General features: G+C 73.4%; 7 protein-coding genes. All 7 read left to right on the plus strand.

Annotated features, from left to right (window positions below; all coding sequences use genetic code 11):
• Positions 1-286: 286 nt before the first annotated feature.
• The 7 genes from AB0K92_RS08540 to AB0K92_RS08570 all read left to right on the plus strand — a co-directional run bounded on the left by AB0K92_RS08540 (position 287) and on the right by AB0K92_RS08570 (position 14,867).
• Positions 287-508 carry a phosphopantetheine-binding protein gene (locus AB0K92_RS08540; protein WP_365920664.1) on the plus strand — a complete coding sequence of 74 codons (222 nt, stop codon included), beginning with the start codon at positions 287-289 and terminating at the stop codon, positions 506-508.
• Positions 505-1,263 (plus strand): alpha/beta fold hydrolase, encoded by a 759-nt coding sequence (locus AB0K92_RS08545; protein ID WP_365920666.1) that lies wholly within the window; start codon positions 505-507, stop codon positions 1,261-1,263. The genes AB0K92_RS08540 and AB0K92_RS08545 overlap by 4 nt, the downstream gene beginning before the upstream one ends.
• The gene (locus AB0K92_RS08550) at positions 1,260-2,039 is read left to right on the plus strand and encodes a hypothetical protein (RefSeq protein WP_365920668.1); all 780 of its coding nucleotides are present in this window, start codon (positions 1,260-1,262) and stop codon (positions 2,037-2,039) included. The genes AB0K92_RS08545 and AB0K92_RS08550 overlap by 4 nt, the downstream gene beginning before the upstream one ends.
• Positions 2,036-3,814: a non-ribosomal peptide synthetase gene (locus AB0K92_RS08555; protein WP_365920670.1), complete on the plus strand. Its 1,779-nt coding sequence runs from the start codon at positions 2,036-2,038 to the stop codon at positions 3,812-3,814. Before AB0K92_RS08550 ends, AB0K92_RS08555 begins: the two co-directional genes overlap by 4 nt.
• A gap of 2 nt (positions 3,815-3,816) precedes the next feature.
• Positions 3,817-5,037, plus strand: coding sequence for a cytochrome P450 (locus tag AB0K92_RS08560; protein ID WP_365920672.1), 1,221 nt, complete (start codon positions 3,817-3,819; stop codon positions 5,035-5,037).
• Between the two features lie 62 nt (positions 5,038-5,099).
• Positions 5,100-8,810 carry an amino acid adenylation domain-containing protein gene (locus tag AB0K92_RS08565; RefSeq protein ID WP_365920674.1) on the plus strand — a complete coding sequence of 1,237 codons (3,711 nt, stop codon included), beginning with the start codon at positions 5,100-5,102 and terminating at the stop codon, positions 8,808-8,810.
• 93 nt (positions 8,811-8,903) lie between these two features.
• Positions 8,904-14,867, plus strand: coding sequence for an amino acid adenylation domain-containing protein (locus AB0K92_RS08570; RefSeq protein ID WP_365920676.1), 5,964 nt, complete (start codon positions 8,904-8,906; stop codon positions 14,865-14,867).
• The last annotated feature ends 15 nt before the right edge of the window (positions 14,868-14,882 follow it).

The following is a 14,882-nucleotide window of genomic DNA, read 5'->3' on the forward strand; positions in this document are numbered from 1 at the left end:
CCGACGCTGCCCGCCCGCCGGTCAGCTGCCGTCGAACGGCAGCCCCCGGTCGACAGCAGTTGATCACCATCGTTGACGAAAAACCCAGCGGTCGATAAATCTTTGGGCACTGCTTTTTCTCCGCGGCTTTCTGCGTGCCATATCCACCAGTCGATCTCCATGGACAGGGTGCCGTTGACGGCACCATCCGAGTCCTTTTTCCATAGGGGTTCCCTTGTCTCGACCTGCTGAAAATCAGCCCGGATCGCGAGCGGTCGGAAATGATTCCGAGATCAGGATCGAAGAGTTGATTTCGCAGATCACGGAGGTTTTCCAGCGGCGCCTCGACTCAGCTGAGATCGGCCCGGACGACGATTTCTTCCACCACGGCGGATCGTCCTTCCTGGCGGCACTGTGCACGGCGGACCTGCGGAAGAGGGGGATGATCCTTTCGATTCAGGACCTTTTCCTCGCCCCTTCCGCGAAGGCCTTGGCGGCCCGGGTGCAACCGCTGCAGAAGGCCCGATGACCGTGTTCGAGAATCTCCTGTCCCGCCCGGCCGAGACATCCGCCGGGGACCGGGAAACAGCTGTGGACCTGGTCGCCTTCCCGTGTGCCGGGTCCGGGTCCGCCGGCTACCGGGGCTGGCGCGAGGCCCTACCGGCCGACTGGCGCTTCGCCGTGGCCTGTCCGCCCGGCCGCGAGACGAGCTACGGGCAGCCCTTCGCCAAGGACATGGCCCGCCTCGCCGACGACATGGCCGCCGAACTGCGCGCCCGCCGAGCGGACGGCGCCGGTGCCCCCTTGGTGCTGTTCGGCCACAGCATGGGCGGACTGCTGGCCCAGCTGGTGGCCCAGCGGATTCCGGCCGATGCCCTGGTCGTGGCCGCTTGCCCGCCTCCCGCGGCCCGCGCCTCGCTGGACGACGGCAGCCGCCTCGACCACGACGAGCTGCGGCGCGAGGTGGCCGGGATGCTGCAAGTCCTGTCGCCGATGGACCCCGGGCTGCTGGCCGAGCTGGTCGAGCTCACCGCACCCGTCCTCGCCGCCGACGTCGAACTGCTCGCCACCTACCGGGCTCCGGCCACCCGCCTGTCCTGCGACATCTGGGCGCTGTACGGCCGTGAGGACACCCTTGAGCCGCTGCCTTGGAGCGCCGAGACGACGGCCGCGGCCCACGTCCGCGTGTTGCCTGGTTCCCATTTCTTCGTTCAGGAGTCGCCGGGGGCCGTCATCGCCGAACTGCGCCGCTGCCTGGCGCCGGTCGCCGGAGGCGCGGCATGAGCGCGCCGGTGCTGCTGGTCTTCGACTATCCCGGGCGCCGCCCGGAGGCCCGGGTGTCGGACCTGCGGCTGGCGGACGCCGGATACGACGTCCGTCAGCTCATGACCCCGCCGCTGCCCCGGGCCGCCTCCGCGGCGGCCTACGCGCGGCAGGCCCTCGACGCCGCCGCCCGCTCCCTCGGCGAGGTGCACGCGGTTCTGGGGTACTGCATGGCCGCCCCGCTCGCCCAGGAGGCCGCCGTCCTTACCGGATGTCCCCGGGTGCTGCTGTTCGACGGGGAGCCGTCCACGCCTCAGGCCGTCGAGGTGGAATACCGCAAACTCCTCATCTCGGTCGGCGCGTCGGCGGCGCTGCCGTCCTGGTGGGACAGCGCGCTGCTGCGGGAGCCCTCGCAGAGGTTCCTCGGCCATGCCGAACGCCATCTGACACAGACGATCCGACGCTCGATGGCGGAACAGGCCGAGCCCGGGGAGGACGGCGAGGAAGACGGCGACGAGGAGCTGGCCCCGCTGGTCGACGGCTTCCTCGACTGGCTGGCCTACCTGGTGGCGGCTTACCGCACCGGCCACCCGGCCTGGGGCGGCTCGGTCGTCAACTTCCTGTCCCGGCAGCAGCCCGAGATCTCCGCGTGGCCAGGCGCCCGCAGCACCCGTTCGGTGCGTGTCGACACGGCGCGCGAGGACCTGCTGACCGACGCCACGACCCGCCGTCACGTGCTGGAGACCCTCAGCGGCCCCCGGCCCGCGCACGCACACCCCGAGGAAGGAGCGCAATGACGCACAGCAAGCCGGTGGCGCCGACGGCCAGCACCCTCACCGAGCTCTGGGCCCAGGCCGCGGCGCGGCACCCCGACGCGCCGGCGGTGCGGGACACCGCGGCCGCGCTGACCTACGCCCAGCTCGACGCCTATTCCGACGCCGTGGCCCATGCCCTGACCGAGGCCGGCGTACGTCGCGAGGACCGGGTGGCACTCAGCCTCCGGCGCGGGGTCGGCGTCTTCGCCGCCCTGCTCGGCGTCCTGAAGGCGGGCGGCGCCTACGTGGCCATCGACCCGCGCTACCCCCGTGCCCGGCGCGACATGATGATCAAGGGCAGCGGCGCCCGGGTGGTGCTGGCGGAGCCCGCATGGGCCGCCGAGATCCCGGCGGAGCACGTCCTGCCCCTTGTGGAGTTCGAGCCGGCGGTCCGGGTGCCCCGGCCGAACGTGACCGTAGGGCCCCGCAACGCGGCCTGTGTCCTGTTCACCTCCGGTTCCTCCGGCCGGCCCAAGGCGACCGTGCTGGAGCACCGCGGGATCGTCGGCTTCGCCCGCAACCCGGCGCTTCCCGAGCTGACCGGCGAGGACCGGGTCGGCCAGATATCCAGCCTGTCCTTCGACGCCTTCCACTTCGAGACCTGGTGCTCCCTCGCGCAGGGTGCCGAAATCGTCGTGCTGCCGGCCCTGCCGGATCTGCTCGCCTCCGATCTCCAGCGCACGCTGCGCCGGCTGCGCGTGACGGTGATGCTCGTACCGACCATGGCCGTCAACCACGTGGTGCGGGAGGACCGGGACGCGTTCGCACCGCTGCGGATCCTGCACACCGGCGGGGACGCCATCCTGGCCGACACCTGCCGTGAGCTGCTGGCCGGCGAATTCGCCGGCCGGCTGTTCAACCTGTACGGCCCCACCGAGGCTACGACCGCGTGCTCCGCCTTCGAGGTGCGCGAGCTGGCCGAGGACGCGGACGGCGTCCCCATCGGGCAGGCCGTCGCCGGTGCCCATCTGTACGTGCTGGACGACGCGTTGAACCCGGTGGAGGCCGGCGAGACCGGTCAGCTCTTCGTCGGCGGACACGGGGTGGCCCGCGGTTACCACGGGGACCCGGCGCTGACGGCCGCGAAGTTCCTTCCGGACCCCTTCCAGGCGGACGGCACCCGCATGTACGCCACCGGCGACCTGGTGCGTCGACGCCCGGACGGCCAGCTGGAGTTCGTCGGCCGCGCCGACCACCAGGTCAAGATCCGCGGCTACCGGGTCGAGCCCGGCGAGGTCGAGCGGCTGCTGGCCCGGCACCCCCAGGTGCGCGAGGTCGCGGTGGTCCCCGTAGGGGACGACCAGGACCGCATCCTGGCCGCCTTCGTCGAACGGCGCGGCCCGCTGCTGCCGGACGCCGTACGGGCGTTCGCCGAGCACACCCTGCCGGACCACATGGTCCCCAGCAAGATCATGATCCTGCCGAAGATCCCCGCCACCGACAACGGCAAGCGCGACCGTGCCGCGCTCCTGGAGATCCTCGAGGCCGAGTCGGCCCGCAGCCGCGGCCACCAGCCGCCCGCCACCCGCAGCGAGCGCCTCCTGGCCGCCATCTGGTCCGAACTGCTCGCCGTGGAGAAGGTGGGCGCCAACGACGACTTCTTCGCCCTGGGCGGCAACTCCATGCTGGCCTTCCGGGTCCGCCAGAAGGTCAAGCGGGAGACCGGCGTCCTGCTGGAGTTCAGCGACATCCTCCAGCACACGGTGCTGCGGGACATCGCCCGCACGCTGGAACCCCGGCTTCAGGCGGCGGTGTGACGATGCCCGCCCCCACCTCCGTCGACCTGACCGACGTCGCACTGTTCGCCGCCGGCCGGCACCATGAAGCGTTCCGCCGGCTGCGGGCCGAGGCGCCGGTGTACCGCAACCCGTCCGCCGACGGCTCCTGGTTCTGGGCGCTCACCCGGTACGAGGACGTACTGGCCGCCTATCGCGACCACGACACCTTCAGCTCCGCGCACGGGGCCATCCTGGGCGGCTCCTTCCGCACCGGCGGCGACACCGCCTCCGGGGACATGCTCGTCGCCTCCGACCCGCCCCGGCACCGCCTGCTGCGGCGGGCCCTCCACCCCCCGTTCGGCCCTGCCATGGTCCAGCGCGTCACGGACCAGGTCCGCCGACTGGTCCGGGACGGTGTGGAGCGGATGCGCGCGGCGGGCGGCTGCGACATCGCGCTCGACTTCGCCCCGCTGCTGCCGATCGGAGCGCTGATGGCGCTGTTCGGTGTCGAACACGACGACGCCCGTCACATCGTCGGCCTCACCCGGCGCATGGTCGGCTACCGCGATCCCGTCCTGTCCGACCTGAGCGGCGACGAACGCATCCGGCTGGCCTACGCCCAGAGCGAGATCTTCGAGTACTTCGCCGAACTGCTGGAAGACCGCCGCGACCAGCCCGAACGCGACGACGCCATCGGCATGCTGCTGCGTGCCGAGCTCAACGGCCGGCCCCTGGACGACGAGCAGATCCTGTACAACTGCATGAACATCGCCGTCGGCGGCAACGAGACCTCCTCGTACACGACCTGCGCCGGGATCCTGGCGCTGCTGGAGCACCCCGAGACCTGGCGGCGGCTGCGCGCCGAGCCGGGGCTGTTGCCCTCGGCGCTGGAGGAGATCCTGCGCTGGAGCTCCACCAACGCCTACGTGCAGCGGGTCGCGGTGCGCGACACCCGGATCCGCGGCGTGGACATCGCCCGGGGGGACGTCGTGACCCTCTGGAACGTCTCCGCGAACCGGGACGCCGACCAGTTCCCGGACCCGGACCGGTTCGACATCACCCGCAGCCCCAACCGGCATCTGTCCTTCGGCAGCGGCATCCACCGGTGCATCGGCGCCCCGGCCGGCACCGCGGAGCTGACCGAGGCGTTCTCCGCGCTGCTCGACAGCGGGCTGGAGTTCCGCACCGCGGGCGACCCGGTCCGGCTGCACTCCAACTTCATCCTCGGATTCACGTCGCTGCCCGTCGAGATCGTGGCCTGACCACGGACCCGTACGTCCGCCCCGCGCCACCGCGGGCCCACCACATCCCAGGGGATCACCACGTGTCTCACCCACCGTCCGCCGGTCCCTCCCGAGCGGCCCATGACTCCGTCCCACCGCACGACTGGGCGCGGGAGCTGAAGCGTTACGCCGCCGAAAGGCTCCCCGCCTATCTGGTGCCCGACGTCGTCATGGTCGTCGACGACCTCCCCACGACCGCCAACGGAAAGATCGACCGGAAGGCCCTGGCCGCCGTTGAGGTGGTGCCCGGCCCGGCGACGGGGCGGACACCGCGCACCGAGCCGGAGCAGGCGCTGTGCGCCCTGTTCGCCGAGGTGCTCCAGCTGCCGGAGGTCGGCGTCGACACCGACTTCTTCGCGGTCGGCGGCAACTCGCTGCTCGCCATGCGGCTGGTCTGGCGGGTCCGCACCCGCCTGGGCTACGAGCTGAGCGTGCGGGAGGTCTTCGAGGCGCCCACGGTGGCACTGCTCGCCCCCCGGCTCACCGTCGGCGGCACGCCCGCCCCGGCTCTGGTACGCCGGGCGGGTGACGGCGCCGTACCGCTCTCCCCGGCACAGCGCCGGCTGTGGTTCCTCAACCGGCTCGACCGCGGCTCGGCCGCCTACAACATTCCGCTGCCGCTGCGCCTGCGCGGCCGCCTGGACCCCGACGCGCTGTCGGCGGCCCTGGCGGACGTGGTGGAACGGCACGAGGCGCTGCGTACGGTCTTCCCGGAGACCGGCGGCGAGCCGCGGCAGGTCGTGCTGGAGACCGCCGAGGCCTGCCCCGCGCTCGACCCGGTCCGGCTGGACCCGGGCCGTCTCGCCGAGGAGCAGGCCCGGTTCGAGCGTCGCGGTTTCGACCTGCGCACCGACCCGCCGCTGCGGGCGCGACTGGTCCGCCTCGCCGAGGACGAGCACGTCCTGCTGCTCGTCGTCCACCACATCGCCTGCGACGGCTGGTCGCTGGCCCCCCTCGCGCGCGATCTGGGCGCCGCCTACGCCGCCCATGAGCGGCAGGAGCCGGCCGAGCTCGCGCCGCTCACCGTGCAGTACCGGGACTTCACCCTCTGGCAGCGCGAACTGCTCGGCGACGCGGACGACGCGGACAGTCTCACGTCGCGGCAGCTCGCCTTCTGGAGGGAGGCCCTCGCCGGCCTGCCGGACCAGCTCGCCCTGCCCACGGACCGGCCCCGCCCGGCCCGCTCCGGCTACCGCGGCGACACGGTCGACTTCACGCTCGGTCCGGAACTCACCGCCGCCGTGGACCGGTTGGCCACCGAGGCCGGCGCCAGCGCGTTCATGGTCGTCCAGGCGGCCCTGGCGGCCACGCTGACCCGCCTGGGCGCCGGGCACGACATCCCCGTCGGCACCCCGGTCGCCGGCCGCGCCCACGAGGACCTCGACGACCTGGTCGGGTTCTTCGCCAACACCCTCGTGCTGCGCGCCGACACCTCCGGCGATCCCAGTTTCCGGGAACTGCTCGCCCGTGTCCGCGCCTTCGCCTTCCAGGCGTTCGCCCACCAGGACCTGCCGTTCGACGTCCTGGTCGAGGCCCTGAACCCGCGCCGGGACCCGTCCCACCACCCGCTGTTCCAGGTCATGCTGGTCTTCGAGAACAACACCAGGGTGCCGGTCGGCCTGCCCGGTCTCGAGGCCACCGAGGAACCCTCCCGGCTCGGCGTCGCCCGCTTCGACCTGGTGTTCAACCTCACCCCGCCCAGCACGCCCCGAGCGGGCGGTACCCGCGGCTTCGTGGAGTACGCCACCGACCTCTTCGACCGGGACACCGTCGAGCGCATCGCCGGATATCTGGTCGCCACCCTGGAACAGGCGCTCGCCGACCCCGACCTGCCGCTCAGTCGGCTGGACGTGCGCTCCCCGGCCGAGCGGGCCCGTATCGAGGCCTGGAACGCCACCGAGCGTCCCGTCCCGAGCGCCTCGCTGCCCGAACTCTTCGAGGCCCAGGTGGCCCGTACGCCGGACCGCGCCGCGGTCGTCCACAGCACCGGCACGCTGACGTTCGCCGAGCTGAACGCCCGGGCCAACCGGCTCGCCCGGTACCTGTTGCGGCTTGGGGCGGGCCCCGAGAAGGTCGTCGCGCTGGCCCTGCCGCGCTCGCCGGACGTGGTGGTGGCCCTGTGGGCCGTACTGAAGGCGGGCGCCGCCTATCTGCCGGTGGACCTCGACTACCCCGCAGCCCGGGTCCGGGCCATGCTGGAGGACGCCACCCCGCTGCTGGTGCTGACCAGCGTGCACACCGCCGAGCGGCTCCCGGCCGGCGTGGCCCCGCTGTGCGTGGACGACCCGGAGCTCGGCGAGCGGATCGCCGGCCTCGACTCCGCGGACCTCACCGACGCCGACCGCCCGGCCCCGCTGCGTCCCGAGCATCCCCTGTACGTCATCTACACCTCCGGCTCGACGGGCCGTCCCAAGGGCGTCGTCATGCCGGCCGCCCCGATCGTCAACCTGCTGGCCTGGCACGCCGAGGTGATGCCGGCCGAAGCGGACTCCGTGACCGCCCAGTTCGCCTCGCTGAGCTTCGACCCGGCCGCTCAGGAGATCCTGTCGGCCGGCACCAGTGGCAAGACGCTGGCGGTGCCCGCCGAGGACGTCCGGCGCAGCCCCGCCGACCTGGCCCGGTGGCTGGACCGGCAGCGGGTCACCGAGCTGTTCGCCCCGACCGCCCTGATCGAGCTGCTGTGCCAGGAGGCGCTGCGGCTGGGCCTCACCCTGCCCCGGCTGCGGCACGTGGCCCAGGGTGGTGAGGCTCTGGTGCTCAGCGACGCGGTGCGCGCCTTCTTCGACGCCGTACCGGGGCGGCGGCTGCACAACTACTACGGGCCCACCGAGACCCACGCCGCCACCGGGTACACCGTTGACCGGCCGGTCTGCGGGCAGCCCGCGCAGGTGTCCATCGGCGGCCCTATCTGGAACACGCGGATCCACCTCGTCGACGACGCACTGCGCCCGGTGCCGCTCGGCGTGCCGGGGGAGGTGTGTGTCGCGGGAGCCGCCGTGGCCCGCGGCTACCTCGACCGGCCCGCCGAGACGGCTCAGCGGTTCGTCCCCGACCCCTTCGGGCCGCCCGGCAGCCGGATGTACCGCACCGGCGACCTGGCCCGCTGGCGGGCGGACGGACAGCTGGAGTACCTGGGTCGCAACGACTTCCAGGTCAAGATCCGTGGCTTCCGCATCGAGCCCGCAGAGGTGGAGGAGGCCCTGCGGCAGGCGCCGTCGGTGGCCCAGGCCGTGGTGACGGCCGTCGACGCCGAGCACGGGGGCAAGCGGTTGATCGGGTACGTGGTCCCCCGGCAGGGGCGGACCGTCGACCCCGCGTCCGTGCGGGCCTACCTCGCCGAGCGGCTGCCGGGGTACATGGTGCCGGCGGCGCTGGTGGTCCTGGACGGGCTGCCGGTCAACCCCAACGGCAAGGTCGACCGGCTCGCGCTGCCCGCGCCGGCCGAGTCGTCGGCGGTCGCGGGCCGACCACCGCGGACCGGGCGCGAGCGGGAGCTGTGCCGGATCACGGCCGAACTGCTGGGCCGGTCGCGGGTCGGCGTCACCGACAACTTCTTCGAGATCGGCGGGCACTCCCTGCTGGTGACACGGCTCATCGACCACGTGCGCCAGGCCCTCGGCCTGGAACTGCCGGTCCGCTCCTTCTTCGACGAACCGACCGTCGAAGGCATGGCACGCCGTCTGGAGCCGGTGGCCCGGCAGCGGCCGGTGCTGCGCCGCAGGACCGGAAGCGCGGCAGGACAGTCCGGCTGAGAATCCGTCGCCCGGCTCGCGCGCCATCCCCCTCCGCCTCTCGCTTTCCCGCGCTCACGCGCGCCCCACTTGCTCGATGAAGGGTTTTCCGACATGGCAGAACAGCGGTACGCGGCCGCGTTCGCGCAGCAGCGGCTGTGGCTGCTCCAGGCCCTGGAGCCGGAGGACACGGCCTACCACCTGACCGAGGCCTTCCAGGTGTCGGGTCCGCTGGACACCGAGGCGCTCGCCCGGGCGGCACGGCAGCTGTGCGACCGGCACGAGGCACTGCGCACCCGGTTCGAACAGGTCGACGGCTCGATCGTCCAGGTCGTCGCCGAACCCGGCACCGAGCAGGCCCGCCCCGGCTTCCGGCACAGCAGGCTCCCGGCGGCCGAGGGAGCCGGCCGGGAGGCGGCGGTGGCCCGCTTCCACCGGGCCGTGCTCGACGAACCGTTCGACCTGCGCACCGGGCCGCTGATCCGGCTGCACGTCGCCGAGGCGGGTCCCCACGAGCACGTGGTCGCCGTCACCGCACACCACATCGTGTGCGACGGCTGGTCGATGAGCGTGCTGCTGGGCGAGCTGGCGGCCCTCTACCGCGCCGAGGTGCTGGGCGGGTCCGCCGGGCTGCCCGAGCCGGAACTCCAGTACACCGACTACTCGGCCTGGGAACGGGAGTGGCTGGACGAGGAGCGCACCGAGGAGTGCCTGCGCCACTGGCGCCGGCACCTGGCCGGCGCCCCCACGGTGCTGAGCCTGCCGGCCGACCGGCCGCGGCGGGCGACGGGCTTCCCCGCCTCCGGGGTGCACGAGCTCGTCATCGACCCCGTGGTCACCGAGCGGGTCCGCACCCTGGCGGCCGCCACCCGGTCCACCCCCGGTGTGGTGCTGCTGGCAGCCTTCCACGCCTTCCTCGCCCGGGTCACCGGCGAGCGGGACGTCCTCGTCGGGCACCCGGTCAGCGGCCATACCCGGGCGGGCACCGAGTCCCTGGTCGGCATGCTGGTCAACACCCTTCCGCTGCGCGGTGATCTGCGCGACGACCCGGCCTTCGGGGAACTGGTGGAGCGCGTCCGGGCAAGCGTGCTGGACGGGCAGGAGTACGCGGAGCTGCCGTTCGAACGGATCGTCGAGGAGATCAATCCCGACCGCACCCAGGGCGTCAACCCACTCGTCCAGGTGATGTTCCAGCTGCTCGACGAGCGTTTCACCCCCGGTCTGGAGCTGACCGGCACCACCACCCGCCCGCTGCACGCCGCCCAGCCCACCACGTTCTTCGACCTGGCCCTCGACATGTCCTGGCGGGGCGAGCGACTGCACGCCTCCTTCAACTACAGCCGGGACCTGTTCGACCCCGGCACGGTGGCCCATCTCGCGGAGTGCTTCACGACCCTGCTGGCGGCCGCCACGGAGCACCCGCAGACCCCGGTACCGCAGCTGCCGCTGCTCGACGACACCGCCCGGCGCCACGTGCTGCACCGGCTCGGCATGGGGCCCCGCGTCGACGTCCCCGCCGGTGCGACCGTACTGACCGCCCTCGCCGAACGCGTCGCCGAACAGCCGAACGACCTGGCGGTGACCGACGGGCACCGCGAGCTGACCTACCGGCAGCTGGGCGAGGCCGTCGACGCGCTCGCCGCCGAGCTGACCGCCCGCGGAATCGAGCCCGGTGACCGGGTGGGCCTGCTGGTCACCCGGTCCGCCCTGCTGCCGGTGGGCGTCCTGGGGGTGCTGCGTGCCGGAGCGGTGCTGGTCCCGCTCGACCCGGCCAACCCGGCCGAGCGGCTGCGGGTGATGACCGAAGAGGCCGCCCTGCGGCTGGTCGTCACCGACGGCGCGGTCCACGAGCAGGCCGCGTGCCTGGGCCCGCCGCTTCTGGACCTGCGCAGCGTGCGCACGCGGCCCGGACTCGCCGTTCCTCCTCCACCCGGCCCGGACGACGTCGCCTACGTCGTGTTCACCTCCGGCTCCACGGGAACCCCCAAGGGCGTCGTGGTCCGGCACGGGGCGCTGGCGAACCTGTACCACTCCCACCACGCCTCGCACTACGCCGCGATGGCGGCCACCGTGCCCGGTCGCAGGCTGCGCGTCGCCTACACCATGTCGGTGGCCTTCGACGCCAGCTGGGACCAGCTGCTGTGGATGGTCGACGGCCACGAACTGCACGTCGTCGACGACGACACGGCCCGCGACGCCGCACAGCTGCTCGACGCGGTGCGCCGGCGGCGGATCGACGTCCTGGAGGCGACCCCGTCGTTCCTGGAACAGCTGGTCGGTCTCGGCCTGCTGGCCGGGAAGGAGCCGGGGCCCCGGCTGTTCGTGCTGGGCGGCGAGGCCATCCGCCCGTCGCTGTGGAAGACCCTGGCCGCCGCGCCCGACGTGGTCGCGGTCAACATGTACGGGCCGACGGAGTTCACCGTGGACGCCCTGGTGGCCCCGATCGAGGGTGACGCGGGCCCGGTGATCGGCCGCCCGCTGGCCAACTGCGCGGTCGTGGTGCTCGACCCGGCGGGACGGCCCCTGCCGGTCGGGGTGATCGGCGAGATCTGCCTGTCCGGTCCGCAGCTGGCCGCCGGCTATCTCGGCGACCCCGCGCGCACCGCGGAACGCTTCGTCACCGACCCCTTCGAGGCGGTGCCGGGCGGCCGGATGTACCGCACCGGTGACCTGGGCCGGCTGCGCGCCGACGGCCAGGTCGAGTTCGTCGGGCGGCTGGACAGCCAGGTCAAGATCCGCGGCTACCGGGTGGACCCGGGGGAGGTCGAGTCCGCGCTGCTCGCCCACGAGGGGCTTCGGGACGCGGCCGTGGTGGCCCGGCCGGACGCCCACGGGCACATCCGTCTGGTCGGCTACGTGGTGGCGGCCGCACCCGGGCTCGACCGGGCGGCCGTGCGCGACCACCTGGCCCGGCGGCTGCCCGACTACATGGTGCCGTCCGCCCTGGTAGAGGTGGACGAGATCCCCCGCGGCGTCAGCGGCAAGGCGGCCACCGCCGCGCTGCCCGAGCCCGACGCCGCCTCGTTCGGAGCGGGCCGCTACGTCGCCCCGCTGCCGGGTGTGGAGGAGCGGCTCGCGGCGATCTTCCAGGAAGTGCTGGGGCTTGACCGGGTAGGCCGGTTCGACGACTTCTTCCAGCTCGGCGGCCACTCGCTCAGCGCCGTCCAGCTCATCTCCCGCGTCCGCGACCGGCTCGGTGCCGGACTCTCCCTGCGGGCCCTGTTCGAGCGGCCCACGGTCGCCGGACTCGCCACGGACCTGAACCCCGAGGAGGAGCGAGATCGGCTGATCGGCGCGCTCGGCGCCGGACAGCAGGCGGTGGCCTCCGCCGCTCAGCAACGGCTGTGGGTACTCCAGCAGATCGCCCCCGGGAACACCGGCTACAACATGGTCGAGGCGGTCCGGCTGCGCGGACCGGTGGAGCCGGCCGCGCTGGCCCGCGCCGTGGAGACCATGGTGGCCCGGCACGACGTGCTGCGCAGCCGCTACGCGCTGGGCGAGCGGCAGCTGCTGGTCACCGTCGACCCGCGGTGGGGCCACGAGGTGACCTTGCGGGACCTGTCCGGGCTGCCGTCCCCCGAGGCCCGGCGGCGCGCCGAGGAGTACGTCCAAGAGGTCGGACGGCGCTCCTACGACCTGGAGAAGGGGCCGTTGTTCGAGGCCGCCGTGCTCACCCTGGGGCCGGACGAACACCTGCTGGTCCTCGGCGTGCATCACATCGTCTGCGACGGCTGGTCGGTGAAGGTGATGCTGTCCGAGATCGCCGCCCACTACCGGGACCTGACGGCCGGCCGGACCCCCGCGCTGCCCGCACCCGCGCTGCAATACCAGGACTACGCCGCCTGGGAGCGCGGCCCCGAGCACGCGGCACGGCTGGACGCCGATCTGTCGTACTGGCAGCGGCAGCTGGCGGACGCGCCCACCGAACTGGCGCTGCCGTGCGACCGGGAACGGCCCGAGGTGCACGGCGGACGCGGCGCCACCGTCCACTTCCGCATCCCCCTGCGGGACACCGCCGCCCTCACCGACCTGGCCCGCCGCCGTCGCACCACCCTGTTCACCACGCTGCTCGCCGCGTTCCAGGCGGTCCTCGCCCGCTGGACCGGGCAGCGGGACCTGCTCGTCGGCGTGCCCGTGGCCGGCCGCACCCGGGCCGACCTCGAGGGGCTGATCGGTCTGTTCGTCAACATCCTGCCGATCCGCGGCAGCGTCGACGAGAGCCTGTCCTTCGACGCGTTCCTCAGCCGGGTCCACGACACGGTGCTCGCCGGCCACGCCCACCAGACGGCGCCGTTCGAGCAGATCGTGGAACGCCTCAACCCCGCACGCGACCTGGGCCTGAACCCACTGGTACAGGTGACCTGCCAGCTGTTCGAGGACAGCGGCGCCGAGGCGTTGGACCTGCCGGGCGTCGGCGTGGAGTCGGTCCTCCTGGACGTGCCCAGCAGCCGCTTCGACCTCTCCCTCGACCTCACCGGCGACGGCGAGGGGCTGTCCGCCGAACTCTGCTACGACGCCGACCTCTACCAGCGCGAGACCGTCACCGAACTGGCCGAGGCGTTCCAGGCCTTCGTCCGTTCAGCCGGCCGCGACCCCGGCGCGCCGATCGGTCGGATCGCCCCACCGGCCGGTGACCGTGCCGGGGACACGGGGGAGTACGCCGGGGTGGCGGCCGCGCTGAAGGAGTACCCACAGATCCAGGACGCGGTGGTGGTGGCCGGGACGGACGCCGGGGGCCGGCCGTGTCCGGTGGCCCACCTGGTGCCCGCGGACGACATCCGGGCCGACGACTTCGAGGCCTTCATGGACTCCTGGCGGGACGTCTTCGAGAGCACCTACGTCCCCGACCCGGGCGGCGCGCCCGACGCCGCGCTCCAGGGCTGGACCGACAGCTTCACCGGCACCACCATCCCGCCCGAGCAGATGACGGAGTGGGTCGCCGGCACCGTGGACCGGATCCGGGCACTGCGCCCGCGCCGGCTGCTGGAGATCGGGGCCGGCACCGGCCTGCTGGTCGCGCCCCTGTGCCGCGAGGCCGGGCTGGAGCGGTACGTGGCCACCGACTACGCCGACGCCGCCGTCGAGATGCTCCGGCAGGCCGCGAGCGGTTCGCCCGGGCCCGTGGTGGTCGCCCGAGCCGAGGCACCGGAGGCGGTCGAGGCGGTCCCGGGCCCGCACGACACCGTCGTGCTCAACTCCGTGGTGCAGTACTTCCCGTCGCTCGCCTATCTGCGCAGGGTCGTCGAGCGGACGGTCGCCGGCATCCCGGACGGCGGCCATCTGTTCATCGGCGATGTGCGCAACGGCGCACTGCTGGAGGCCTTCCTCAGCCTGCGCGAGCACCTGCGGCAGGGCCCGGGCGCGCAGCCGCGGCAGGTCGCCGAGGCGGTCGGCCGGGCGCTGCGCACCGACACCGAGCTGAGCGTGGACCCACGGTTCTTCACCGCGCTGGCCGGCGGTCACGAGCGGATCACCGCGGTGGAGATCGCGCCCCGGCGGGGCCTCGCCGGCAACGAGATGGCCCTGTTCCGTTACGACGTCGTTCTGCACATCGGCTGTGCCGCCGAGGCGGACGACACCGACTGGGCGCCGGACGCGCCGGCCGGCCCTGCCGAGATCGAGCGGCGGCTGGCTCACGACACTCGCGCGTTCGGATACCGGCGGATCCCCAACGCCCGGCTTGCCGAGGCGCTGCGGCTGCGCGACACCTATGGGGTCACCCCGGAGGGGGCCGACGGCCGCGGGGGACCGGGCCTGCACCCGGAGGACCTGTGGCGGCTGGGCGCCCGGCACGGCAGGACGGTCCGGATCGGCTGGGGGCACGGGGACGCCGACGGCACGCTGGAGGTGTCGTTCCTCGCACCGGGCGCGCACTCCCACTACACGCTGAGCGAACCGGTCACCACCGGCCCGGACCCGCGGCAGCCGCCCGTGCGAGTCCTGGCCCCGCAGCTGGAGCGCGCGCTGACCGCCTCCCTGGAGCGGGAGCTGCGCCGCGCCGGCCTGCCCGAGGAGTCACTGCCCGGCCGGTACGTCTACCACCTGGGCCCCCGTGTCCACCCGACCCCGTCCGCCTAGACCGGAAGGTGCCTC

The organism is Streptomyces sp. NPDC052687 (assembly GCF_040678395.1).
In the GTDB taxonomy this organism is placed as follows: domain Bacteria; phylum Actinomycetota; class Actinomycetes; order Streptomycetales; family Streptomycetaceae; genus Streptomyces.